General features: G+C 46.9%; 26 protein-coding genes, 1 pseudogene, 1 riboswitch and 1 other annotated feature. Of the genes and pseudogenes, 24 read left to right on the forward strand and 3 right to left on the reverse strand.

The features are described 5' to 3' along the window. Positions 1-175: 175 nt before the first annotated feature. The 8 genes from JO375_RS07030 to ytfJ all read left to right on the forward strand — a co-directional run bounded on the left by JO375_RS07030 (position 176) and on the right by ytfJ (position 6,107). Positions 176-643: an IDEAL domain-containing protein gene (locus JO375_RS07030; protein ID WP_229523781.1), complete on the forward strand. Its 468-nt coding sequence runs from the start codon at positions 176-178 to the stop codon at positions 641-643. Between the two features lie 68 nt (positions 644-711). Beyond that, positions 712-884, forward strand: a riboswitch (FMN riboswitch). Between the two features lie 323 nt (positions 885-1,207). Next, complete coding sequence (gene ribE / locus JO375_RS07035) at positions 1,208-1,873, forward strand: riboflavin synthase (RefSeq protein ID WP_229523782.1); 666 nt, start codon at positions 1,208-1,210, stop codon at positions 1,871-1,873. 61 nt (positions 1,874-1,934) lie between these two features. Beyond that, positions 1,935-2,618, forward strand: a complete 684-nt coding sequence (gene ribB / locus JO375_RS07040; RefSeq protein ID WP_267497671.1) for a 3,4-dihydroxy-2-butanone-4-phosphate synthase — start codon at positions 1,935-1,937, stop codon at positions 2,616-2,618. Between the two features lie 27 nt (positions 2,619-2,645). Next, positions 2,646-3,110, forward strand: a complete 465-nt coding sequence (gene ribH, locus JO375_RS07045) for a 6,7-dimethyl-8-ribityllumazine synthase (RefSeq protein ID WP_267497672.1) — start codon at positions 2,646-2,648, stop codon at positions 3,108-3,110. Positions 3,111-3,278: 168 nt separating this feature from the next. Then, entirely contained in the window at positions 3,279-4,073 is a 795-nt protein-coding gene (locus JO375_RS07050) for a segregation and condensation protein A (protein ID WP_229523783.1), read from the forward strand. Beyond that, positions 4,042-4,650 carry an SMC-Scp complex subunit ScpB gene (gene scpB / locus JO375_RS07055; RefSeq protein WP_229523784.1) on the forward strand — a complete coding sequence of 203 codons (609 nt, stop codon included), beginning with the start codon at positions 4,042-4,044 and terminating at the stop codon, positions 4,648-4,650. Before JO375_RS07050 ends, scpB begins: the two co-directional genes overlap by 32 nt. 176 nt (positions 4,651-4,826) lie before the next feature. Beyond that, entirely contained in the window at positions 4,827-5,528 is a 702-nt protein-coding gene (locus JO375_RS07060) for a DUF2953 domain-containing protein (RefSeq protein WP_229523785.1), read from the forward strand. A gap of 84 nt (positions 5,529-5,612) precedes the next feature. Further along, on the forward strand, positions 5,613-6,107 hold the full coding sequence (gene ytfJ, locus JO375_RS07065) for a GerW family sporulation protein (protein ID WP_229523786.1): 495 nt from the start codon (positions 5,613-5,615) through the stop codon (positions 6,105-6,107). 72 nt (positions 6,108-6,179) lie between these two features. Here the strand turns inward: ytfJ and JO375_RS07070 are convergent, their stop codons facing one another. Further along, positions 6,180-6,896 (reverse strand): protein-glutamine gamma-glutamyltransferase, encoded by a 717-nt coding sequence (locus JO375_RS07070; protein WP_229523787.1) that lies wholly within the window; start codon positions 6,894-6,896, stop codon positions 6,180-6,182. A 231-nt stretch (positions 6,897-7,127) separates the two neighbouring features. Between JO375_RS07070 and JO375_RS07075 the strand changes: the two genes are divergently transcribed. From JO375_RS07075 to JO375_RS07100, 6 genes are all read left to right on the forward strand, one after another. Next, on the forward strand, positions 7,128-8,390 hold the full coding sequence (locus JO375_RS07075; RefSeq protein ID WP_229523788.1) for a D-alanyl-D-alanine carboxypeptidase family protein: 1,263 nt from the start codon (positions 7,128-7,130) through the stop codon (positions 8,388-8,390). Positions 8,391-8,455: 65 nt separating this feature from the next. Next, positions 8,456-9,202: a nucleoside recognition domain-containing protein gene (locus JO375_RS07080; RefSeq protein WP_229523789.1), complete on the forward strand. Its 747-nt coding sequence runs from the start codon at positions 8,456-8,458 to the stop codon at positions 9,200-9,202. Between the two features lie 7 nt (positions 9,203-9,209). After that, positions 9,210-9,740 (forward strand): spore maturation protein, encoded by a 531-nt coding sequence (locus JO375_RS07085; RefSeq protein ID WP_229523790.1) that lies wholly within the window; start codon positions 9,210-9,212, stop codon positions 9,738-9,740. Between the two features lie 79 nt (positions 9,741-9,819). Continuing rightward, the gene (locus JO375_RS07090; RefSeq protein ID WP_229523791.1) at positions 9,820-10,575 is read left to right on the forward strand and encodes a pseudouridine synthase; all 756 of its coding nucleotides are present in this window, start codon (positions 9,820-9,822) and stop codon (positions 10,573-10,575) included. A 112-nt stretch (positions 10,576-10,687) separates the two neighbouring features. Continuing rightward, positions 10,688-11,404: a response regulator transcription factor gene (locus tag JO375_RS07095; RefSeq protein ID WP_229523792.1), complete on the forward strand. Its 717-nt coding sequence runs from the start codon at positions 10,688-10,690 to the stop codon at positions 11,402-11,404. Position 11,405: 1 nt separating this feature from the next. Then, the gene (locus tag JO375_RS07100) at positions 11,406-12,830 is read left to right on the forward strand and encodes an ATP-binding protein (protein WP_229523793.1); all 1,425 of its coding nucleotides are present in this window, start codon (positions 11,406-11,408) and stop codon (positions 12,828-12,830) included. A gap of 225 nt (positions 12,831-13,055) precedes the next feature. Here JO375_RS07100 and serA read toward each other — a convergent pair whose 3' ends face one another. After that, positions 13,056-14,648 (reverse strand): phosphoglycerate dehydrogenase, encoded by a 1,593-nt coding sequence (gene serA / locus JO375_RS07105; RefSeq protein WP_229523794.1) that lies wholly within the window; start codon positions 14,646-14,648, stop codon positions 13,056-13,058. A 260-nt stretch (positions 14,649-14,908) separates the two neighbouring features. Continuing rightward, positions 14,909-15,161: a binding site (T-box leader), on the reverse strand. A gap of 184 nt (positions 15,162-15,345) precedes the next feature. On the opposite strand from serA, the gene JO375_RS07110 reads away from it, so the two are divergent. Together JO375_RS07110 and JO375_RS07115 are read left to right on the forward strand one after the other, a co-directional pair. Further along, complete coding sequence (locus JO375_RS07110) at positions 15,346-15,933, forward strand: type II CAAX endopeptidase family protein (protein ID WP_229523795.1); 588 nt, start codon at positions 15,346-15,348, stop codon at positions 15,931-15,933. Beyond that, entirely contained in the window at positions 15,930-16,271 is a 342-nt protein-coding gene (locus JO375_RS07115; protein ID WP_229523796.1) for a hypothetical protein, read from the forward strand. The genes JO375_RS07110 and JO375_RS07115 overlap by 4 nt, the downstream gene beginning before the upstream one ends. A 143-nt stretch (positions 16,272-16,414) precedes the next feature. On the opposite strand, the pseudogene JO375_RS07120 reads toward JO375_RS07115, so the two are convergent. After that, positions 16,415-16,795: pseudogene (locus tag JO375_RS07120) on the reverse strand (polysaccharide deacetylase family protein); the annotation flags it as partial. Positions 16,796-16,897: 102 nt separating this feature from the next. On the opposite strand from JO375_RS07120, the gene JO375_RS07125 reads away from it, so the two are divergent. From JO375_RS07125 to rpsA, 8 genes are all read left to right on the forward strand, one after another. Then, entirely contained in the window at positions 16,898-17,266 is a 369-nt protein-coding gene (locus tag JO375_RS07125) for a hypothetical protein (RefSeq protein WP_229523797.1), read from the forward strand. A gap of 195 nt (positions 17,267-17,461) precedes the next feature. After that, entirely contained in the window at positions 17,462-18,076 is a 615-nt protein-coding gene (locus tag JO375_RS07130) for a genetic competence negative regulator (protein WP_229523798.1), read from the forward strand. Positions 18,077-18,161: 85 nt separating this feature from the next. Continuing rightward, positions 18,162-18,857 carry a glutamic-type intramembrane protease PrsW gene (gene prsW / locus JO375_RS07135; protein WP_229523799.1) on the forward strand — a complete coding sequence of 232 codons (696 nt, stop codon included), beginning with the start codon at positions 18,162-18,164 and terminating at the stop codon, positions 18,855-18,857. Between the two features lie 262 nt (positions 18,858-19,119). After that, the gene (ypeB, locus tag JO375_RS07140) at positions 19,120-20,505 is read left to right on the forward strand and encodes a germination protein YpeB (RefSeq protein WP_229523800.1); all 1,386 of its coding nucleotides are present in this window, start codon (positions 19,120-19,122) and stop codon (positions 20,503-20,505) included. A gap of 157 nt (positions 20,506-20,662) precedes the next feature. Further along, a complete protein-coding gene (locus tag JO375_RS07145; protein ID WP_229523801.1) occupies positions 20,663-21,322 on the forward strand; it encodes a flagellar brake protein in 660 nt (219 codons plus the stop codon). A 129-nt stretch (positions 21,323-21,451) separates the two neighbouring features. Next, entirely contained in the window at positions 21,452-22,159 is a 708-nt protein-coding gene (gene cmk, locus JO375_RS07150; RefSeq protein WP_229523802.1) for a (d)CMP kinase, read from the forward strand. Beyond that, entirely contained in the window at positions 22,156-22,749 is a 594-nt protein-coding gene (locus tag JO375_RS07155) for a lysophospholipid acyltransferase family protein (protein WP_229523803.1), read from the forward strand. The genes cmk and JO375_RS07155 overlap by 4 nt, the downstream gene beginning before the upstream one ends. A gap of 120 nt (positions 22,750-22,869) precedes the next feature. After that, positions 22,870-24,096: a 30S ribosomal protein S1 gene (rpsA, locus tag JO375_RS07160; RefSeq protein WP_229523804.1), complete on the forward strand. Its 1,227-nt coding sequence runs from the start codon at positions 22,870-22,872 to the stop codon at positions 24,094-24,096. Positions 24,097-24,220: the final 124 nt, after the last annotated feature.

Consider the following 24,220-nt stretch of genomic DNA (forward strand, 5'->3'; position numbering starts at 1 on the left):
GGGTGTCAACCGACAAAGATTCTTTACGCTTGTTGCGTAAAGAATCTTTTTTTTTCGTTTGTGGGATGAAGCATAAAAAAACAGGTAATGATTTCCGATAAAGGAGTGAAGACTTATATGAAATTTACTGAATAACAGTTTTCTTCTGAATTTTAAGATACAATGAGGTGCAGATATGATTACGCTGAATACAGTTGAAATAATCGAAATTATAAAGAAGCAAATCCCTAAGGTCATGAACATTAAGCCTGTAGAGCTGAGATTCACAGATGACTTTGGACGGGCATCGCTGACAGGGGTGGGGCGCAAATTTACGCTGACAAACCAGCATTACTCCGCAAAAGTCATGGATTGCGTGTTGGAAACGCAGGTGCGTCCGATCTTAATGTGTGAAATTATTTACTTTCTAAAATGTGAGTTTATTGACGGGCATGTCGAGGTACAGTTGGATTATGACGTATGCGAAGAAGATGGTCAAGGGCCCACGGCTTCGGCGGTTATTACCTTTGACCATGCTACACAGCTCGGCGTAGAGGAGCTGGCTGATCTGATTGATCTGGCGCTTCATATGAATGATAAAACCTGGTTTGAAGAGCTTTCCAGCCAGTACGTTAAAACAAAAGCAGGCGCATCTATCCGATAACTTGCTTTTTTAAAAAGTTAGTGTTAATATACGTAACAAGTTTAATGTTAATTCAATTGAATAAGAGCAAGTTCCTTCGGGGCGGGGTGCAATTCCCTACCGGCGGTGATGACGTGCTTGTGAATCGCTAATGTGATAACAGCACGGCTTAGTCCGTGACCCGGATGCTGAAATATCAGCAGAAGGTGGACCTGGTGCAATTCCGGGACCGACAGTATAGTCTGGATGGGAGAAGGATACGGAGCGCATATGCATGACGTGATATGTGCCAATTTTAGCATGCGGAAATGTGCGTACGGCTTATTTCGCCGCAGGGCAGCCATGGATGACGTTTTTTTTTGGACTTTTTTTCATAGGTGTTCTAGGCGTTTTAGGTTGGATCATGAGCCATGCTTTTTATTGGCATACATAGGATTCGCAAGATTTCGAGATGCATAAGGATTGCGCTTGTATAATTTTGACTTTCATCACCCCCATGACGGTTACAATCCGGGCTGGGGGTTTTTTGCGCTTATGACTGATGAATTAGGGATAAACTGAAACGAGCTGGAAAGGAGTGAAGGCATGTTTACCGGATTGGTTGAGGAAGTGGGACGTATTCAAACGATTAGCAAAAGTGGAGAAGCGATGGTGCTGGGCATAGAGGGCTCCGTAATTTTGGATGATTTGAAAATAGGAGACAGTGTTGCTGTGAATGGCGTTTGTCTGACAGCGATACAGATCGGTGTGAAAGATTTTAAGGTTGATGTTATGCCGGAAACTTTTCGCAGCAGCAATCTGAAGGAACTCAAGTCCGGGAGCCGGGTTAATCTGGAGCGGGCGATGGCAGCAAGCGGAAGGTTCGGAGGCCATATTGTACAAGGACATGTTGACGGGACGGGTACCATTCGTAGGGTCACATCAGATCAAAATGCAGTTGTATTCGAAGTGGCGCCTTCAAATCAGGCATTATTCAAATATATTTTGCTCAAAGGCTCAATCACAGTGGATGGCATCAGCCTTACCGTCGCGCAGCGAACGGGAGATACCTTTGCCGTATCCATTATCCCCCATACCTTATCCGAGACAGCCTTACAAGTCAAACGCGAGGGAGACACCGTCAATATTGAATGTGACATATTAGGCAAATATGTGGGACTGCTTTTGAATTATAAAAGCTCAGTGGCGTCGGAGGGGCAAGAAACAACGCCTTTAAGCCTGGATTATTTGGCGAAGCATGGCTTTGCCTGAGATGAATGGGTCAATCTGCCCGAGAAGCAATTATGCCAGTAGAAATAAGGAGGAGAGCGTCATGGATAGAGGAAGCCGGACAAGTACAACGGCAGACGTAATGGAGCATAATAAGGTGAAGCCGGGAGAAGAGATTCGTTTGGACTCTATTGAGGAAGCGCTGGAGGATTTAAGAAACGGTAAAGTCGTGATCGTAGTGGATGATGAGCAGCGGGAAAATGAAGGTGATTTTATCGCCTTAGCTGAAAAGGCCACCCCTGAGGTCATTAATTTCATGATCACAGCAGGTCGCGGGCTAGTCTGCGTGCCGATTACCCGGCAAAGAGCCGAGGCATTGGAACTGCATCCCATGGTGGAGCAGAATACAGATTTCCACGGCACAGCCTTTACCGTGTCAGTTGATCATATGACAACAAAAACAGGGATTTCGGCAGCCGAACGTTCCTTGACCGCACGCGCCTTGGCAGACGACACCGCTGCAGGAGGGGATTTTCGCAAGCCTGGTCACATGTTTCCGCTGATTGCCTGCGATGGCGGTGTTTTGCAGCGTGCAGGCCATACAGAGGCGGCGGTCGATCTGGCACGGCTCAGCGGCTATAAGCCCGCTGGAGTCATTTGCGAAGTGATCAAGGAAGACGGCTCTATGGCCCGTCTGCCTGATTTGGCCGTGATCGCCAAGCATCATCAGCTAAAGCTCATCAGTATTCAGGAATTAATTGACTATCGTCGTCGTTTGTCATTGTAAACTAATATAAAAGAGAGGTTGATAAGCATGGCACGTTTTCTGGAAGGTAATCTCGTATCGGATGGATTAAAATATGGTATTGTAGTTGGCAGATTTAATGAATTTATTACGAGCAAGCTGTTAAGCGGTGCCATTGATGCCCTTCAGCGGCACGGTGTACGGGAAGATGAGATTGATGTAGCCTGGGTGCCTGGTGCATTCGAGATTTCACTTATTGCGCAAAAAATGGCTGCAAGCGGCAAATATGATGCCGTTATTACGCTGGGCACAGTCATCCGCGGCTCTACTTCGCATTATGATATTGTATGCAACGAAGTGGCTAAAGGAGTAGCAGCAATCAATCTGAAAACGGGTGTACCCGTGATTTTCGGGGTAGTGACGACGGAAAATATTGAGCAGGCAATTGAGCGTGCGGGGACGAAGGCTGGTAACAAAGGTTGGGATTCTGCGCTGGCTGCGATTGAAATGGCGAACCTGGGCAAGCAATTTTGATTGCAGGAGCAACGGAATAGAACAGCTGCCGATCAAAAACGGGATTGGATTGTTAAGCTAGGCGATGACGTATATACTACAGAAAGAGGGATTGATAACGTCGAGCATACGTGCTAATAGGGAAAGGTATTGTTGAATGATGATTGGAGTAAGGCAGGGGGAAGCACATTGACAGTCGTAAATTACAAGCTGGAAACATTCGAAGGCCCGCTGGATCTGCTGTTGCATCTGATTGATAAAGCCGAGATCGACATCCAGGATATCCCGATTAGCGATATAACGGATCAGTACATGGCTTTTTTGCACAGTATGCAGGAGCTGGAACTGGAGATAACGAGCGAGTTTCTAGTCATGGCGGCGACGCTCTTGTCGATTAAGAGCAAATTGCTGCTTCCCAAACCACCTGTAATGGAATATGACGATTTGGACTTTTATGAAGAAGAGGATTATGATCCTCGTGAGGAACTGGTTCGCAAGCTGGTGGAGTACCGTAAATATAAAGGAATTGCTCGCCATCTGAGCGAACGTGAATGGGAACGGAGCTTGATTTATGGCAAGGAGCCGGAGGATCTGAGCGCATTCCTGCCCACCGAGCCTGTAAATCCGGTGCACGGACTGCATTCAAGCGATTTGGTCGCGGCTTTTCAGCGTGCGTTGCGTAAAGCAGAACGACACACAACGGTAACCCGGGTTCACCGGGATGAGATTTCAGTCAAAGACCGTATCCGGCAGGTGGTCGAGGTATTGGAGGTGCTGGGGACTGGGGGGCGGATTTTGTTCTCCAAGCTGATGCATGAGGATATGTATCGGCATGAAGTAGTTGTCACCTTTTTAGCTATTCTCGAACTGATGAAAATGAAGCAGATTTTCTGTTATCAGGAGAAGCTTTTCGATGATATTGTAATGGAGTGGAGAGGGGATTTACGGGTTAATGGATTATCTGAAGCTGAAATCAATTATTGAGGGACTACTGTTTCTTGCGGGAGAGGAAGGGTTGTCCGCCAAGCAGATCGCTGACATTGTAGAGCAGCAGCAGGGGCTGGTTGAAAAAAGTCTGGAAGATATAAAACAGGACATGGAGCAGGGAGGAAGAGGCCTGCAGCTTGTCCGCATCGCCGGGAACTATCAGCTTGCAACTTTACCTGAACATGCACCCTATTTTGAAAAACTTGCCTACTCTCCGGCACGTGCTTCTCTGTCTCAAGCAGCTTTGGAAACATTGGCCATTGTGGCCTATCGCCAGCCCATTACAAGAATTGAAATCGAAGATATTCGGGGCGTCAAATCCGAGCGGGCTATACATACACTGGTGAACAAGGAGCTTATTGAGGAAAAAGGCCGGGCTGAAGCCATTGGGCGGCCGATATTGTATGGAACAACGAACTCATTTCTCGATTATTTCGGGTTGGGCTCTCTTGCCGATCTGCCGCAACCAGAGCTGTTTGAGGATTCGGACAATTTGGAGGAAGAGACACAATTATTGTTCGAGCGTCTGGAGAGCACTCAGCCTGCAGCAAACGATCCGGATGTTGAAGCCTGATACGTTTGTCCGGAGCTTGCGGCTCTTTATTGTAATCATTTCTACATGCGTAAGAAACAGCCAGTTCTCGTATTGAGGACTGGTTGTTTGCTATGTGAGCATGCATGATTTTCCGGCGGGAGGCCATACTATTTTTACCAAGGTATATCTATAGATAAAGGTAGGGGGTCTCGCCAGTGTGGAAATGGATCGGTATTGCCATCATTGCCATCATATTACTTGTGCTGGCTGTTTTGCTTTCTCGTATCCGATTGAAGCTGGATATTGCCAAGCATGACAATGATGATCGGGCGCATCTGGAAATCAGATTTCTGTACGGGTTGATCAAAGTCAATTATGATATTCCGGCGATTATGATATTCAATCTGGAAAAGGGGCTTTTTTATCGGCTTGACCGCAATGAAAACATACATAAAACCGATGCTTCGGTAGATCGTGGAAATATTGATACCGAAAAGATCAAGCAATTTATACATGATGTACGAGTTCTATTCAAAAGAACGAAAGCCTTGAATCACTGGATTCGGCATACGTTGGCCCATGTGACGGTATCCAAAATGGAATGGTCCACCAATATCGGCCTTGCCGATGCAGCCTATACGGCTACCTCGACCGGTATTCTATGGGGGTTAAAAGCAACGCTGGTTGGTTATGCTTCCAGCTTTGTACGCATGAACTGCACGCCCAAGCTGTTTGTCGTGCCCTATTGGGTGGATCGTCTGCGTTTTACTACCATCTTGACCTGTGAAGCGAATGTGTCGCTCGGTTATTTCATTTTTTCCATGCTAGTGTTAGCCTATCGCATATGGCGTGTTCCAGGCGGACTAAAAGCATGGAAACGGGTTTTTTCCAAGAAACCCATACAGCATGAGGGATGAGTGGTACATATTTTTCGGGTGCTCTGCGCACAATAGCAATAGAAAAGGCAGTTTACGCTTGAGATAAGCAAAGGAGGAATAATCATGTCAGATCACCCGATTCAAGGGCTCATGCAAACGGCGATGGAAAACATCAAAGCCATGGTGGATGTAAATACAATAGTTGGAGAAGCAGTGGAAACACCCGACGGTTCCGTTATTTTGCCAATCAGCAAGGTAGGGTTCGGCTTCGCAGCCGGGGGTAGTGATTTTTCTGTTGATGAAGAAGATGTTCATTCGTCCTCATCAGCAGCAGGGAATCATAGCGTAAAGGAAGGACATCCGTTTGGTGGTGGTAGTGGTGGCGGTGTATCCATTCAACCGATTGCTTTTCTGGTTGTTGGTAAACAGGGAGCACAAATTGTGCCTTTGGACAATCAGACGCATCTGTTTGAGAAAATAATCGACTCCACGCCATACCTGATTGATAGGGTTCAGTCCATCTTCCAGCGTACAGGCGCTCAAATGCAGACTCCGGCTCCACAGGCACCTATAAATGTTGCTACAGATCACAGCCATTCTGGCCCGGCTTACTTGTAAGGTTATTGAACTAAATTGTTTTCCTCAGGAAGGTATCCCACAGCCGTGAAGGCTTAGGAATACCTTCTTTTTTTATCTTCGAATATACTGTCGTCCACCAATGAATGCATGGATATGAAGGTTTTGTTCCTGATGATTCGAACTATGCTGCAAATCTTCACGGTTTTCTTCAGGAGCAAACTGGGATAAATAGTCGAAGTCCGGATAAATCACCTCATTCGTTAAATAAGCAGATCTGGTAGCCTCTGGCTTGCGATGTTGATTGAGGGAATCAATAATACCTTGTGCCGGCAGGATGCCGATTCCATGTCCATAAAACAAGTTATCCTTCATTTTAACGGCGTTTTCTCCTTTCCACTCCAATGCTTCGGATGACACATCAGGGTTGTTAAAATACACAATATCGCCAGGAGACGCTTTATCACTTCCTTCCGACTGTATTAGCTTGAGGTCACTGTCATAGTGCCAATCATACAGCAGCATATCTGCAAAAAGCCGGTTGAATTCACTTTCCAGGATGGAATCCAGTACTGCATTGTACAGTACAATGACCATAGCTGTTGCACATTCAAAGGCATATTGATGACCATGGATAAAAATATCTCTGATGCCCTGCGCGGGAGTGACACCTGCTTTGAGCCGGAGTCCGCCGTTTGCCGTCAAATCCCAAAACTGTGGATTGCGACGTACGGTTGCAAAAGTGGCAAAGGCTGCGCCGCTTTGATGTAATGCCTCGGCTGACTCTACAATCCGGGATCTTAAGATCGTTTCAAACTGTCGTCGCTGCATGCTGTCCCTCCATTCCAATCAAACGTTTGGCGATGCATAGGCTTACAAAGCTCTTAACTAAATATATGTGGGATCAGGAGTGCAAGTTGCCTGAATTACAGTAAAACAAGCAAAAATACATTTGCAGAAGGGCATCGCTTGTACAGGAATTTTCTGTTATAAAGGTGGACATACTTTGAACAGCTTGGACATAGAATGGTACAAGACTTGCTCAAAACCGGAGGAATCCAAATGTTTAAAAAGAAGCAACACATTCAAGCGGGCCAAAGTCAGCTTTCGTCTAAAGCACGCGCATTTGTTTTTCCGCTGGCACTGCTGCTTATGGTGTCATTGCCGTTCGCAATGCTGAATCCGCTGTCCGCTCGAGGAGCAGAGAAGACAGAAGCAAGTCCGCCAGCATTAAGCACTCATGCACAGGCCTCCTCTTTAATGGATGTCACGTCAGGTAGGATTATATATTCTGATAAAGGTGATCAGGAGCTGCGTATTGCCAGTCTGACCAAAATTATGACAGCCATCGTGGCCATTGAGCATGGACGCCTGCAGGATCAGGTAAAGGTCGGCCGGGCAGCATACGCCAAGGAAGGCTCCTCGCTTTTTCTGCGAATGGGTGAACAAATGACGCTGGAAAATATGCTCTACGGCTTGATGCTTCGTTCCGGTAATGATGCCGCTTCTGCCATTGCCGAGCATGTGGGCGGGACAGAAGAGGGGTTTGTTCATTTAATGAATGAGAAGGCGGTTCAGCTTGGGCTAAGCCATACGCACTTTGCGAATCCTCATGGACTGGATGCCGAGAGGCACTATTCTTCGGCGAATGATTTGGCCAGGCTTACCGCTTATGCCCTGCATAATCCAACCTTTGCGCGTATTGTTAAGACAGAGCTGAAAAAAGCACCGAACCCCAACGATTCCTGGGATTACTCGTGGCGTAACAAAAACAAAATGCTGCGGCTATATGAAGGGGCTGATGGTGTGAAAACAGGCTTTACCAAAAAAGCCTTTCGCTGTCTCGTTAGTTCAGCCACGCGCGACGGTCGTCAGCTTGTTGCCGTTACTTTGAATGACGGGGATGATTGGAATGACCATGCCCGCATGCTGGATTACGGGTTCAAATATTATCCGCTCATTCCGATTACGGACAAGCAGCAACCGATTGACGGCTATCCGCTATTGACCGGTGCGAGCTTTGCTTATCCTTTACGCGACAGTGAAAAGACCCAATTGCGAAAAAGATTGGTGCTGTATAAACAATCCCGCGCTGGCAGCGGATCAGACGTATCTTTTGGTTTACGAGGACGTGTCGATTTCCTGCTGGAGGGCAAACTGATCGGTTCCGTTCCTGTATATAAGAAAGGCAGTAGGCTGCCAGCTCCAAGTACGGAACAGCCGCCACAGAATGCTCCGACTGCTCAAGTTCCTGTAAGCAGTGTTCAGCAGCGCAGCTGGATGAGTGGATGGAGTGAAATTATAAGAAATCTGTTTGGAGCATAGGGGCAAGCTGGGATGCTGCTATGGAACGACATGTGTCACATCATTGGTGAAAGGGAGGGATCTGTTTGATTCATCTCATATGGGTGGCTTTAATTTGCATCGGATTTGTGTTCGCCGCCGTACAGGGAAATATTGAGTTGGTGACCAAGGCTGCATTTGATGGAGCGGCCACGGGGGTTACGGTGTGCTTTGGACTGATAAGCGTACTTGTCTTCTGGATGGGGATGATGAGACTGGCCGAAGACGGGGGGCTTCTAGAGAAAATATCCAAACTGCTCACCCCTTTGGTTGCCTTCTTGTTCCCTGATGTTCCGCGCAATCATCCGGCGATGGGCTACATATTGTCCAATATGAGCGCCAATCTGCTGGGCCTTGGCAATGCAGCGACTCCGATGGGTATCAAGGCGATGCAGGAACTGCAAACGCTCAACCCGGATAAAAAAACGGCCACACCTGCCATGTGTACGCTGCTCGCGCTGAATACAGCCAGTATTACACTGATTCCCACGACACTGATCGCGATTCGGCTTAATTATCATTCCGCACATCCGGCAGAAATCGTCGGCACGACCCTGGTGGCGACCGCAATAGCGACCTTTGCCGCGATGGCGGCAGATCGCTGGTACCGCAGCCGTGAATTGCGCCGTCCTCCGGCAGACCCGCCGTCCCAGACGCCCTTGACGCCACAGCCCCCTCAAAGCACGGCGGCGGCATCCGCTTCCTCTTCGACTGCACCGCCCGTTCCTTCACCTGCCACTCCACGGACGGGAATCACGGCTGTCAAGGGCAGGGATACCACTTGGAAAGGATGAGGGAGGCATGCTTAATTTTATTAACCTCATATCGACTTGGGCTATTCCGGTTATTCTTGCTTTTATCCCTTTATATGCATATGTCAAAAAAGTCCCTGTCTACGATTCCTTTGTGGATGGAGCCAAAGACGGCTTTTCCACCGCGATCAGCATCATTCCTCATCTTGTCGGCATGATGGTGGCCATTAGTATTTTCCGGGCTTCCGGTGCTCTGGACTATATGATATCCTGGGTTACTCCATGGATTAAAAGCTGGGGCGTGCCCGGCGAAGTGCTCCCTTTAGGGCTGCTCCGTCCACTGACGGGCACTGGCTCGCTTGCGTTCACAACCGATCTGATACGTACCTATGGCCCGGATTCCATGATCGGCCGAATTGCTTCAACCATTCAGGGCAGTACGGATACGACTCTGTATGTGCTGACTGTATATTTTGGTGCGGTAGGCATCCGCAATGGCCGATATGCTTTAAAGGTAGGTCTATTTTCCGACGTCGTTGGCTTTGTGGCAGCCATTGCCATTTGCCTCATTGTATTTTGATTCCCGCAAGCGTTTTTTGAACGGGGGTTGTGATTTTGTTCGTGGATGGGTATCATTAGCATGAGGTGAATTAGCGAACATGGAAAGATTGCAGAAGATATTGGCACAGGCCGGTGTAGCTTCCAGGCGTAAATGTGAGGAGCTTATTCAGGCAGGCACTGTAGAAGTGAACGGGGTTACCGTAACAGAGCTGGGAACAAAGGCGGACCCTGATCAAGATATAATTACGGTAAATGGCAGACCGATCAAAACCGAGCAAAAAATCTATCTGATGATGAACAAGCCCAAAGGGGTTATTACGAGTGCCTCTGATCCGGAAGGCAGAAAAATCGTATCAGATTACCTGAAAGGTGTTAAGGAACGCGTATATCCGGTAGGCCGGCTGGATTACGATACGGAAGGACTGCTGTTGCTTACCAATGACGGCGAGTTCGCCAATTTGCTCACCCATCCCAAGCATCATGTACCCAAGACGTATCTGGCGACAGTCAAAGGGGTCCCGCATGGTATTGAACTGGAGAAGCTGAAAAAAGGAATTATGCTGGAAGATGGCATGACTGCACCAGCCGAGGTAGAATATAAGGATGTAGACCCGGATGGCAAGGAGGCTGTTATTCAGATTACCATTTATGAAGGCAGGAATCGTCAGGTCAGACGGATGTTTGAGGCTATTTCACACCCGGTCATCAGACTCAAGCGAATTGCCTTTGGCGATCTCTTACTGCAAAACTTGAAACGCGGTCTGACCAGACCTCTAACCAAGGACGAAATCAACCGTCTCATTCAGCTTGCCAAATCAGACAACACGAAAAAGAAACGGACAGGACGGGGGTGATAACCCCGCCCTTTTTGGTGTAAAGAGACTGTTGAAATCGGGCGAAGTTTGACCGAGCACGGGAAAATAGTAAAATAGAGAGAATGCTTTTTTTAGCGAAGGGGCTGGGAATATGTCAGAACAAAGCAACCGTATATTAATTGTAGATGATGAAGAACGCATTCGCCGCCTTTTGCGGATGTATCTGGAAAAAGAAGGTTATGAAATTGATGAAGCCGAGGATGGCGAGGTTGCTCTCCAAAAAGCGACTGCAAGCGATTACAGCATTATCTTGCTGGATGTGATGCTTCCGGGCATCGATGGGATTGAAGTGTGTGCACGACTGCGTCAGACCAAGGCAACGCCTGTAATTATGCTGACCGCCAAAGGCGAGGAAGTCAACCGTGTACAAGGCTTCGAAGTTGGGGCCGATGATTATGTGGTCAAGCCCTTCAGCCCACGCGAAGTCATTTACCGGGTAAAGGCGATTTTACGCCGCTCTTCGGAAACTGCCTTTTTAACCAAGGAGGCGGTGCCAAGCAATAGTATTGTTTTTCCGAATCTTATTATTGAGCACGATGCACACCGGGTAACTGCAGGCGGTATTGAGATCAGCCTCACGCCTAAAGAATATGAACTATTGCATTATTTAGCGGTATCGCCGGATAAAGTTTTCTCGCGCGAGGAACTGCTGAAAGATGTATGGAATTACGAATTTTTTGGTGATCTGCGCACTGTGGATACACATGTGAAGCGGCTTCGTGAAAAACTGAATAAGGTATCCCCGGAGGCAGCGGCCATGATTACAACGGTGTGGGGAGTAGGCTACAAGCTGGAGGTTCCGAAATAACGTGAAATTTTGGAGATCGCTGGTAGGCAAGCTGTGGATCACCATTATTTGTCTTGTAGGCTCAGTGCTTATTTTTCTGGGACTATTTCTGCTCCCCTATATCAACCAAAATTTCGCGGCGCATGAATCGACGGAAATCAAGCATTTGTTCACCTATACCTGTATTGTGGGATTTTTGTTAACGACCTTTTTTGCTTTATTTCTTTTTACTAAAATCACACAGCCTATGCAGCTGTTGATTCAGGCCGCGAATGCCATTCGCGAGGGAAAGTATGGTACGCGGCTTTCGCTGGTAACCAGTGATGAGATTGGGGAATTGGCGAAAACCTTTAATCATATGTCAACCGAACTGGAAGCGACGATCCGCAGTCTGAATGAGGAGAAAAACCATCTATCCAGCGTACTGCGAAGCATGTCTGACGCTGTAATTACCTTTGACAGAAGTGGGCAAATTATTTTGACAAATCCGCCTGCACAAAATCTGCTGGATAGCTGGAAAGAGCTGGAATGGCAAGGGCATGACCAGAAGGAGTTTGGAGCATCGGTGCCTGACCCGCTGCAGCCACTGTTTCGTACGGTTATGGACAAAGGTGAGGACGTCGGAGACCACATTCATGTCAAGAAGGGCTCCTGGTCGGTACAGATGGCTCCTCTATACACGGATAATGTAATTCGCGGTGCGGTGGCTGTGCTGAGAGATATTACAGAAGAAGTAAAGCTGGAGAAGATGAGAAGCGACTTTGTCGCCAATGTATCCCATGAAATCCGTACACCATTATCCATGATGCAGGGCTACAGTGAAGCATTGCTGGACGGAATGGCCGGCTCGCCGGAGGAATCCGAGGAGCTGGTACAGGTCATCCATGATGAATCATTGCGCATGGGTAGACTGGTCAAGGATTTGCTTGATCTGACTCGTATGGAGGCAGGTCATACAGACATACATCGTCAGGAAGTGAATGTGAACGAGCTGATCGAGCGTGTTCACCGCAAATTTACAGTGCGCTCGAAGGAGCGGGGGCTAAGCCTTGAATATCATAAGCCAGGCCAGCCGCTGCTACTGCCGAATGCAGATGAGGATCGACTGGAGCAGGTGCTGACCAATTTGCTGGATAACGCGTTCAGGCATACGCCCGGTGGTAAAAAGGTGAGCATTGCCGCAGATCAAATATGGGGAGAGAGGCAAGACCTTGTTCGCATCCGGATTAAGGATGAAGGTGTGGGCATTGCCAGCGAGGATCTGCCTTATATTTTTGACCGTTTTTACAAGGCAGACAAGGCCAGAGTACGAGGCGAGGACAAAGGTACAGGCCTAGGACTGGCAATTGTTAAAAATATTGTAGAGAGTCACGGAGGCTCCGTCTCTGCTGCCAGTTCACTGGGGAAAGGGACAGAGTTCACGATTCTGCTCCCGATCTCGAAGTAAACAAAGACAAGCTCGGACTAAGAAGCCCAGCCGATACCCCTGTTCGGAAGCATCCTCGGAAGAGGGTGCTTTTTGTTGAAAAATCAATATTTATCTTGTTCAACGTGGAACATCAGCTGCAAAATGGAGACTTAAATTCTAGGCATCTGCACATGAAAAGACGCCTGGTTACCCAGACGCCTCAGCCTAAAGGGAAAATAAATGGCTTTCTTCAGCGCGAATTTATTAATTTAACACTATTTCTTGAGCAGTATTCAATTCAGGCAGCCCGACTAATTGAACCAGCACGTCTTTTGGCACAGCTTTATCAACGGTCAGAATCATGATCGCTTCACCGCCGACAATTTTACGGCCTACTTGCATGGAAGCGATATTGACGCCGTTCTCGCCAAGCAGGGTGCCGACACGGCCGATAATGCCTGGCTTGTCATTGTGGGAGATGAGCAGGAAATGAGCTTCTGGTGCCACATCAACCGGGAACTGGTTCAACTGAACGATACGTTCGCCATAACCTGCGAGCAGGGTACCTGCTACACGCTGCTCTTCGCCGCTTTGTGTTTTAAGCGTAACAGTGATCAGGTTCGTAAAGCCCTTGGTAGCCGGCGCCTGAGATACTACCAGATGGATGTCGCGTGTTTTGGCAAGATGTACAGAGTTTACAATGTTCACATCACTGCCCAGATGACGGCTGAGCACACCTTTCAAAATATAGCGTGTCAGCGGCTGCGTATCTACAGAGGACAAATCGCCAGCGTAATCCACATGGATTTCACGTACAGCCTGATTGGTTACCTGTGCAGCGAAGCTGCCCAGCTTCTCGCCAAGCGAGAAATACGGTTGCAATTGCGTCATGACATTAGACGGTACCGGAGGCATGTTGACCGCATTTTTAAACGGCTCGTCACGCAAAATGTGCAGCACCTGCTCGGAGACGTCGATGGCTACATTCTCCTGTGCTTCGACTGTCGAGGCACCCAGGTGGGGGGTCACGATAATCTTCGGATGGCTGAGGAACGGATGATCCTGTGCTGGCGGCTCCGATTCGAATACGTCAAAAGCTGCGCCAGCCACAATTCCTTCATTAATGGCCTCAACGAGAGCCAGCTCATCGATCACACCGCCGCGGGCACAGTTAATGATACGCATTCCTTTTTTCATCGCTTCAAACTGCGGGCGTGCAATCATATGCTTCGTTTCCGGTGTTAAAGGCGTGTGCACGGTCATGAAATCTGCGTTGCGGATAATTTCGTTCACACTGGCCAGCTTGATGCCCAGCTTCTCGGCGCGTTCTTCCGTCAGGAATGGATCGTAGCCGAGAATGTTCATGCCAAAGGCTTTGGCGCGTTTGGCCACCTCGCTGCCGATGCGTCCCATGCCAAGCACGCCAAGCGTTTTGTTGCGTAGCTCGACACCGAGGAATGATTTGCGATCCCACGTACCGACGATGGTTTGGGCATACGCCTGCGGAATATGGCGCGCCAGTGCCATCATCATGGCAAACGTATGCTCACATGTCGTAATTGTGTTGCCGTCAGGTGCATTGATAACAATAATTCCGCGTTGCGTTGCTGCCTTAAGGTCGATGTTGTCCACCCCGACACCGGCACGTCCGACAACCTTGAGTTTTTTGCCTGCGGCCAAGATGCGTTCAGTGACCCGGGTTTGACTGCGGACGAGCAGAGCGTCATAGTCACCAATAATTTGAACCAATTCATCCTCGCTGAGACCTGTGTTCTTGTCCACCGTTACATCGTCTGCATCCATCAGCTGTTGAATACCCAGGTCACTGATTGGATCGGATACTAATACTTTTAACATTTGGTTTCCTCCTCATAGTTAACTTCTTTTATGGACAGGATGTACTTCAAGCTGAAATACATTCCATAAAGAACATGAAAAAACTTGAAATGCTTCAAAAAGTACAGGAGAGCGGGTAATCACTAGTTTGGTAACGCATTGACGCGGAAAAGGAATAAATGAACATTATGCACCAAACTGACGGACACGATGACTTGTGCGAAGCTGCTTTGCGATTTTCAGGCATCAAAAAAACTCCCGAATCACATACTATCTCCATAGTAAGGGACGAGAGTTATCGTGGTACCACCCTAATTCGCAGCCATTTCGCAAGGACTGCCTTCAGCGGTCATAAGCATGACCGAAAGGATAACGGTTTTCTGCCGATTGCATCTAAGTCAGGACATCTCATTTTCCAAGGCCTCGATGCAATAACTCAGGAGCGCTGAAGAACATTGCTTCGCCATCGGCTTCCACCCAAGCACCGATTCTCTGAGGACGAGATCAATTTCTTTTCTCCATCATTGTTGTTGTCGTTAATAATTTTTTCATAATGTATCATGGCTTACACGGGATGTCAATAGGATATGCGTCATGTGCAGATCGCTGGTAAGATAATAGCTTTAGCATGCGGACTAATTAAGAATGAAGTCTTCTTGAATCCGCCCCGCTTTTTGGCTATGATGCTAAAGAAGACTATGCAGAGGACTAACTAATCATGAAAAAACTGAAAGTGAAATGGAAAAGAGCGCAAATTCAGGACTTGAATGACCGCTTGCTGCTTTACAATTTGTATCTAACTCAGGGACTGGCCCTGCTAATAGGTGTAATATGGATTATTTTCCAGGGTAGAAATGTGCTGAAACTGTTCGCCTTCCCAAGCGGTTTACAAGTCCTGTGGTGGGGGCTGGGATTGGCTGCCATCATGCTTTTGGTGGACCTGCTGCTATCCCGGATTATGCCAGAGGATGCTATGGATGACGGCGGTATTAACCAATTGCTGTTTCAAAATCGACCGATTTGGCATATTATCTGTATATCAGCCGTCGTCTCGGTCTGTGAGGAGCTTTTGTTCAGAGGTGCAATTCAATACAGCTTTGGTCCTTATTGGACCAGCATTTTGTTTGCGGTTATCCATATCCGGTATTTGCGGCATTGGATTCCAACAGGCTGGGTTTTCCTTAGCAGTTACGGATTGGGCTATATTTACGTACAGACTGGCAGCCTGTGGGCGCCAATCCTTTGCCATTTTGTGATTGACCTTATATCTGGTTTGGCGTTACGTTTTCGGAGGTATGAAGAATGAATCAGGAGCTTAGCAGAGTGCAGACCTACGGTAGCCGGCGAAAAGGCCGCAAAGTCAAGGAGGAAGACAGGCCCAAATCAAAACCTGTCCGTTCCCGCGCTTCACGGCCTGTGCCGGATTTGGCTTATGTCGGGGCTGCACCGGTAGTTGCTGTGATGATGGAGGATGAGACTCCTGTCAGTGAATACCGAACGAGGTCAGAGATGTTCCCGTCTCGCCGCATCCGGGTAAGCAAGTGGTTTTTAAATTTTTTGAGCACCCTTTTTATACTCATTACAGCAGCATTGCTGTGGTGGGGAATCAAGGGCGCGCCGCCACTCAGTAAATTAATCTGGTAATAAAAGGGAATACAATGAAGACCTCCACTTTCCGCATAAGTACATGCAGAGAATGGAGGCCTTTTTAGCATTGCCGTTATTCCATGGTTATTTGAGCTTAAGCTCAGGTTCTTGTTAGCTGGCAGGAACCTCAATGCTTACCGGACTTTACGGCCTACATCTCCACCTACACCGTGAGGAGGCCGGAAAAAGACCGTGCTTGGCCGGTGATATCCTTGACTATTTTTTGTACCGTTTCGATCTGTTTTTTGACCTCTGCCTCAGGTTTGTTCTTTAGCACAATGTGATCCCAGGTATGGTTGCCGATCGGCTGTCCACGGTCACGGATAAGCTTGAACAGCTTGGGGTGTTCTTTGACACGATAACCGTTTACGAAAAAAATCGCTTTGGCCTTGTGCTTGTCAGGGGTATCCATGATTTTATTAATCATGACCGCTTCTTTGAGCCCATCATCAAAGGTCAGCAAAACGAACTTTTTTCGTCCCTGGTTGATTGGGAACCACGTTGTAAGCTTTGTCCAAGTGTGTACCCATTATTCCATCTCACCTTCCTGTATTTATGCCGTATGAGTTTGTCTTTGCTGACGAACACTATGCTTGATTCTACCACAAAGGGAGGTTCTGATTGTGAAAACAACTTCATTTTTCCTGGGAATCCTTTTGGGCGCTGTCGCAGGCTCTCTGGTCTCCCGTAACCGCAACATGCTAGGCTTTTCCATGGACATGAACGGAGGAAAAAGCGGCAATCTGGTGCAAAAGGCTCGTAGCAAAATGATGGACGCGGCGTTTCCTGGAATGGGTGATATTGCGCTGAATAAACAAGACACCCACAAGGATCATGGTCATCACTCCAAAACAGATCAAACCGTACACGCTGCCCAAAGCAAAGAAGAAAATATAAAGCTGATTAAAGACTTTATCAGCAGCAATCCCGATGTTAAACGAGAGGTCGAGCAAATCTTGAAGGAAACGCATACAGCCGTACCGGGATTATAACCCGGAGTCTTTATCCCGAATCATTTTGCGGCTTTTTTGTGAAAGCCGTACAAATGATTCTTTTTTTATCATTTTTATTGCGTGCATTTGCGGTTATAAAATGATAACATGAATACATAGATCCATTTTCATCACAGGCATCATAATTGCATCATAATCTGTTAATAAACTCGGCTGCCATGAGGAGGGTCCAGTATGAAGATAGAAAGATTAAGTCAGGACAAGATACGGATTTTCCTTACCTTTGACGACTTGAGCGAACGCGGTATCCAAAAAGACGATATGTGGCAAGAAATTCCTAGAGTCCATGAGCTGTTCACTGAAATGATGGATCAGGCATACAGCGAGTTGGGCTTTGATGCCACAGGGCCGTTAGCCGTCGAAGTTTTTGCGCTTCCTGCTCAGGGAATGGTTGTTATCGTCACGCGGGGGAAATACGACCATCAGCAGTATGGTTCAGGTCCCGATGAAGAACTTCCAGAGGAAGTCTACGAAATGGAAGTTACGTTGGAACATAGTGATTCCATCGTTTATGCGTTCAGCGATTTTGAAGTTCTTATAGAAGCGGCTCACATGCTCCGCAGCAATACGACGGAAGCAGGTAAGCTGTATCAATATAGAGGAAAATGGATTCTGCATTTGGAGCCGGAAGAAGTAGAGGAGTCCAAGCTTGGAGCCTTGATCGCGATTCTTGCCGAATTCGGAGAGGGCTCATCTGTAACACCGGCTATACTCGAAGAATACGGCAAGCTGATCATTCCTGAACAGGCCGTTGCTGTCATCTGCACGCATTTTGACAGCCGTTCTTAATTCGGCTTTAGAGAGGAATATTGAGGTAAATTTGTCGGCTCTGCGCTGAATGCAGAGCCGACTCATTTTTATGGAGGGATGATCGGTGCTTCTGTTTTCGGTATTGGCGGCAGCGACAGCGCCGGGTCTCGCCTTGCTGATGTATTTTTACTTAAAGGACAGGTATGATGCGGAGCCGCTACACATGGTTGTCAAAGTGTTTCTGCTCGGCTTTTTGGTAGTCCTTCCGGTCATGATTTTTCAACGCGGACTGCTGCTTTGGCTAGGGGATAACACGTTTATCCAGGTGTTCGGCATTTCGGCCGGAGTGGAAGAATTTTTTAAATGGTATCTGCTGTATCATATGATCTATAATCATACCGAGTTCGATGAACCTTATGACGGTATATTGTACGCGACCGCGGTTTCCCTTGGATTTGCAACGGTGGAAAATCTATTGTATGCCTGGGCCGGACACGCTTCGGTGAGTATGCTGCTGATGAGATCGCTTCTGCCGGTGTCTGGTCATGCGATGTTTGGGGTTATGATGGGCTATTATATGGGAAAAGCCAAGTTTTCCGAAGGAGGAAGGAGCAGATACATGCTGCTTCTGTCATTGGTGCTTCCATGGTTTTGGCACGGCATATATGATTTGATTTTGACGAAATTTACGCATGACTGGGTATGGTTTATCATTCCTCTGATGGCATTTTTGTGGTATGGAGGCATGGCGAAAATCACCCGAGCCAACAACCGTTCGCCTTTTAGATTATTGAAACGGGAAGAAAAGGTTAATATGTAACAAAAAGGGACACACTGATCTGACAAACGGTTAGAGAAAGAGGTGTCTTTTTTGCGCGTTAAAGTGAGAATTCATTGTAAAAGATGCGGAGAACGCTTTGTGCTTAAGGGACGTATGGAGCAAGGGCGTATTTTGACCGGCTTTAAGCGTTGTATATGCGATCATTGCGAGTTTATTGTTGAACTCATGGAAAACCATGCATAAGAGAGCTTTCTTCTTGTCACACTATCGGTAGTGTACTTGAAGAAAGGAGACTCCCAATATGTATAAGCGACTTAGTACCGTATTGTTCCCGATTGTTGCCTTGATCATGGTAGGAGCATTAGTGTGGGGTTATCGGGAAAGCCAGTTGAGAAGAGAGGTATCTCTTCAGGCAAGAAGCATGTCGATTAAAACAGAAAATCAATATCAGCGCGCGTTTCATGATTTGTCGTTTCATATGGATCAACTGCATTCCCAACTGGGAAACGCGGTTGCTGTCCATAATACGTCACACGCGATGCACCGCAAATGTTTGATGAATGTGTGGAGGCTTACAAGTGAGGCCCAAAGTGAGGTTAACCAGTTGCCTCTGAATGTGATGCCATTTAATCATGCCAAGGATTTGCTGTCACATTTATCCACATTTTCATATCAGACTGCCGTGCGTGATCTGGATCACGAGCCTTTAACGAAGAAAGAATTATCCAATCTGAAAACGTTGTATAACAATTCCAGAGAAATTTCAAAAAGCATGCACGAAGTTCGAGCAAAGGCCTTGACTAAAAACTTGCGATGGACTGATGTAGAGCAAGCCCCAGGCGCACAAACCGGTCCAAAGGATAACACGATTATTGATGGCTTCAAAACCGTGGACAAAAAGGTGGAAGGTTACAAGGAACTGGATTGGGGACCTTCTGTGGCCACTATTTATGCCAAGCGTTCCGCAAAAAAAATGAATCTCCCAGTCGTGAGTGCTGAGCAAATTAAACGGAATGCAGCTGAGTTTACAGGCAAACCGGAAAGCCAGATTCGTGTACATGAAAATGGTAAAGGAACTGAATGGGCGTCCTATACGGCTACCCTGCTGAACAAGCAGAAACCAGTGGCCACCATGGATTTTACGAAAAATGGCGGTAAGCTCATTTCCTATCACGATATGCGAGAAGTAGGTCCCAAAAAAGTCACACGCAATGAGGCGATTCGGCATGCAAGTGAATTTCTTGAACAAAAGGGCTACAAGGGGATGAAGCCAGTTGCTTATGATGAAAGAACAAATTTGGCCGCCATCACATTTGCAAGCGTACAAGGGGACGTGATTATCTATCCGGAAAAAATCACAGTCAGATCGGGCCTGGATAACGGACAAGTGACTGGGCTTCAAGCGAGCGACTATGTGCATGAGCACAATCCTCTCCGTCATATCCCCAAGGCAAAACTGGATTTGAAGGCTGCACGAGCGAAGCTGAACCCCGAGTTTCATGAGACTTATCACCGTGAAGCATTGATTAAAAATGAACTGTCGAAAGAAGTTTTGTGCTATGAATTTGGCGGAAAAATCAATGGCTCCGTTTATCGGATATACATTAATGCAGATACGGGAATGGAAGAAACGATTGAGCAAGTGAAAGACTCGGATGAGCCTCAAGCCAAAGCAAAAAATGCATAACACTGAAGGCCAAGGGATAAGATTCCTTGACCGCTCGAAACCTCCTTAATTTAAGGGGGTTTTTTGTTCTTTAGCCTTAGTTATCATAAATATAATTCTTAAAGTCGTGGTATTATATACCTTGACAAAGTTTTTAATGGACAAGGACGGTGGAAGAGTGTTTCCAAAAATTAATGATATGTTATATATACAAGTGGCCGGCAACGATCATGATGACGAGTTTTTTGAATTCAAATCGCGTATTGCGGAAGTGGATGCACTGAACTTTCTGATCGAAATTCCTATGTCACAAACGAGAGGTCATTTGAAAAAGCTGTTTTTGGGCGAAGAGCTATCGATATTTTTTATTAGCGAGGGCGGGATTAAAAACTATTTTAATACCCATGTTACTGGTTTTAAAGAGGATGTACTGCGGATGGTCCGGATTCAAAAGCCGGATCCGGACAGCATCAGCAAAATTCAGCGGCGCAACTATCTTCGGGTTAAGGCCAGCTTGGAAATTGCGGTGAAGCATGATACAGACGAATCAAGGTTTGTAGCAGTGACACACGATGTGGGCGGTGGGGGCGTTTCCTTTCATACCCAGGAAGAACACCCTCTGGAAGAAGGAGAATTGTTGTCCTGCTGGATTTTGGTTCCTTACAAAAACGGCGAGCTGGAGCATGTTTCGTTCCAGTCTAAAGTTGTACGCATTCAGAAGATGGAGAACGGTCGAAAGCTCATCATGATGAAATATGAGCAAATTGCTGACCAGGAGCGCCAAAAACTGATTAAATACTGTTTTGAGAAACAATTGGAATTCCGGGAAATGGCTTAACCATCTGCGGATTTTCTTTTTCAGTAAACCAGCCGTTCATTTTGCATCGTCTATAAATGTGTGGTATAATTTTCACGTCGCAGGCAATGCCTGCTTTTTTCTTGAGGTTAGGTTAGGAGGAATTCCCCGTTGGCAAGGCAGCACGTATCTTCAAATAATAAAATAAATGTAGCCATTGATGGACCTGCCGGTGCGGGGAAAAGTACAGTGGCCCGCCTGGTGGCGAAAGCACTTTCTTATGTATATGTAGATACCGGAGCCATGTACCGGGCAGCAACATGGTACATGATGTGCAGGGGAATTCCGGCAGAAGATACAGAAAAAGTGCTTCAACATGTGCCCGAACTGATGATTGAATTAGTACCGGACCCCACAGGCCAAAAGGTTTATTGTAACGGGGAAGATGTAACGACAGTAATCCGTTCGATGGAAGTGACCAGCAAGGTATCACAGTATTCGAGTATTGCAGGTTTACGCACACGCTTGACTGAGAACCAGCGTGAAATGGCTGCGCGCAAGGGTGTCGTTATGGACGGGCGGGACATTGGAACGACGGTGCTTCCCGATGCGGAAGTTAAGGTGTTCATGACTGCAAGTGTTCAGGAACGAGCTGCTCGTCGTTTTAAAGAATTGAACGGAGCTGCTGACATCACTCTGGAACAGCTTGAACGTGACATTGCGGCACGTGACAAGTTTGACGAGGAGAGGGAGGTATCTCCGCTTCGTTGCAGTGAGGACGCCATTGTGCTGGATACAACCCACATGGACATTCAGGGAGTCGTAGATACGATCGTATCTTACTGCTTGGCGGAGAAGGATGGAGAGAACAGCCAATGATATATACTGTATGCGTCAGTATTTTGCGTCTCATTTACCGCATTTTGTTTAGACTTGAGGCGGTAGGCAGAGAAAACATTCCTGTTGAGGGCGGAGTATTGTTGTGCTCTAATCATATTAGTAATTTTGACCCTCCTACAGTTGGTATCTTGCTGAAGCGAAAGGTTCATTTTATGGCAAAAGCCGAGCTGTTTAATATTCCCGTATTTGGTCCACTAATCGACAAGCTTGGAGCTTTTCCGGTCAAACGCGGTGGTGTGAGCAAGGAATCCATCAAACTGGCATTGAACATCTTGCGTGATGGCAAGGTGATGGGTATTTTTCCTGAGGGCTCCAGAGGTTCCGGAGGAATTGGCAAGAAGGGGGCTGCGAGCTTTGCACTGCGCAGTGGAGCGGCTGCCGTTCCGGTCGCGATTGTTGGTGATTACAAGCTTTTCCGTAAAATGAAAGTGATATACGGCAAGCCTGTCAATTTGGATGCTTACCAAAAAGGCGCCGATATTGAAGGGGACCCGCTAGAGCTGGCGACAGAAGCAATCATGGCTCGTATTCATACGATGAGGGAAACCGGCAAGCCTACCGATAACTGAAAGGCTTGCATGAATTGCGTGTCGGCTCGGAAAACTAGAACATAAGTTTATTTCATGTTTTGAACTCTGCCATGGGCAGGTTTAAATAAATGGTTTTTTTGAATTGAGGAGGGTATTGACATGTCGGAAGAAATTAAAAATCAAGAAGCTGCTGAGGCGGCAAATCAAGACGAGCTCGATCAAATTGTTTCCCTGAAAAAAGGTGACACCGTTAAAGGTACAATCGTGAAATTGGAAGATGACCAAGCGGTAGTAAGCATTGGATATAAATACGATGGAGTTATTCCAATTCGCGAGCTGTCTTCTGGTCTGGATAACGCAGAAGAAGCAGTACAAGTAGGCCAAGAAGTCGAAGCTAGAGTCATCAGCATTGACGACGGCAAAGAAAAGCTTGTTCTGTCCAAACGTGCAATCGACAGTGAAAACGCCTGGGAAAAACTGGAGAAGCTGTTCGAAAGCAAAGAAGTATTTGAAGTCATAGTCAACGACGTCGTTAAAGGCGGCATCGTGGTAGACGTGGGTATGCGCGGATTCATTCCTGCATCCATGGTAGAACGTCATTTCGTTGAAGATTTCAGCGATTACAAAGGCCGCACATTGCGTGTTGTTGTAAAAGAGCTGGATCGTGAAAACAATAAAGTGATCCTTTCTCAAAAAGACGTTCTTGAAGCAGAATTCGAAGCCAACAAGCAGAAAGTAATGGCTGAACTGAAAGAAGGACAAGAACTCGTAGGTACGGTTCAACGTCTTACTCAGTTTGGTGCTTTTGTAGACGTAGGTGGCGTGGATGGATTGGTTCACGTATCCGAAATCGCTTGGACTCATGTTGACAAGCCATCTGATGCTGTTTCTGAAGGAGATCAAGTAAAAGTAAAAGTCTTGAAAGTAGATCCTGAAAAAGGAAAAATCAGCCTCAGTATGAAAGCTGTACAACCTGGTCCTTGGGAAACGGCTGCGGGACAATTTAATAACAACGACATCGTAACTGGTGTTGTCAAACGTCTGGTTAACTTCGGTGCATTCGTTGAAATCGCCCCTGGCGTAGAAGGCTTGGTGCATATTTCCCAAATTTCCCACAAACACATCGGAACTCCACAAGAAGTTCTGAAAGAAGGGCAAGAAGTAAAAGTTAAAATTCTTGAAATGAATCCTTCCGAAAAACGTGTTAGCCTGAGCATTAAAGAAACAGAGGAAGCTCCTGAAGCTGCTCCAAAAGCAGAAAGAGCACCTCGTGCAGCTCGTGCGCCTCGTGAGGAACTGAACAACCCTAACGTTTCGCTCAATAATTCCGGTCTGAGTATTACACTTGGCGAACGTTTTGGTGATAAACTGAACAAATTTAAATGAGTTTGAATCCATATACACTTTATAATAAGCATAACGTACACCATCGGCGGACCCAGAGGGTTCGCCGATTGTTGTTACGTGACCATATCGCCAATAAGTACGTTTTTTGCTATGATGAGAAGCG

It is taken from the genome of Paenibacillus farraposensis (assembly GCF_020736845.1).
Taxonomy (GTDB): domain Bacteria; phylum Bacillota; class Bacilli; order Paenibacillales; family Paenibacillaceae; genus Paenibacillus; species Paenibacillus farraposensis.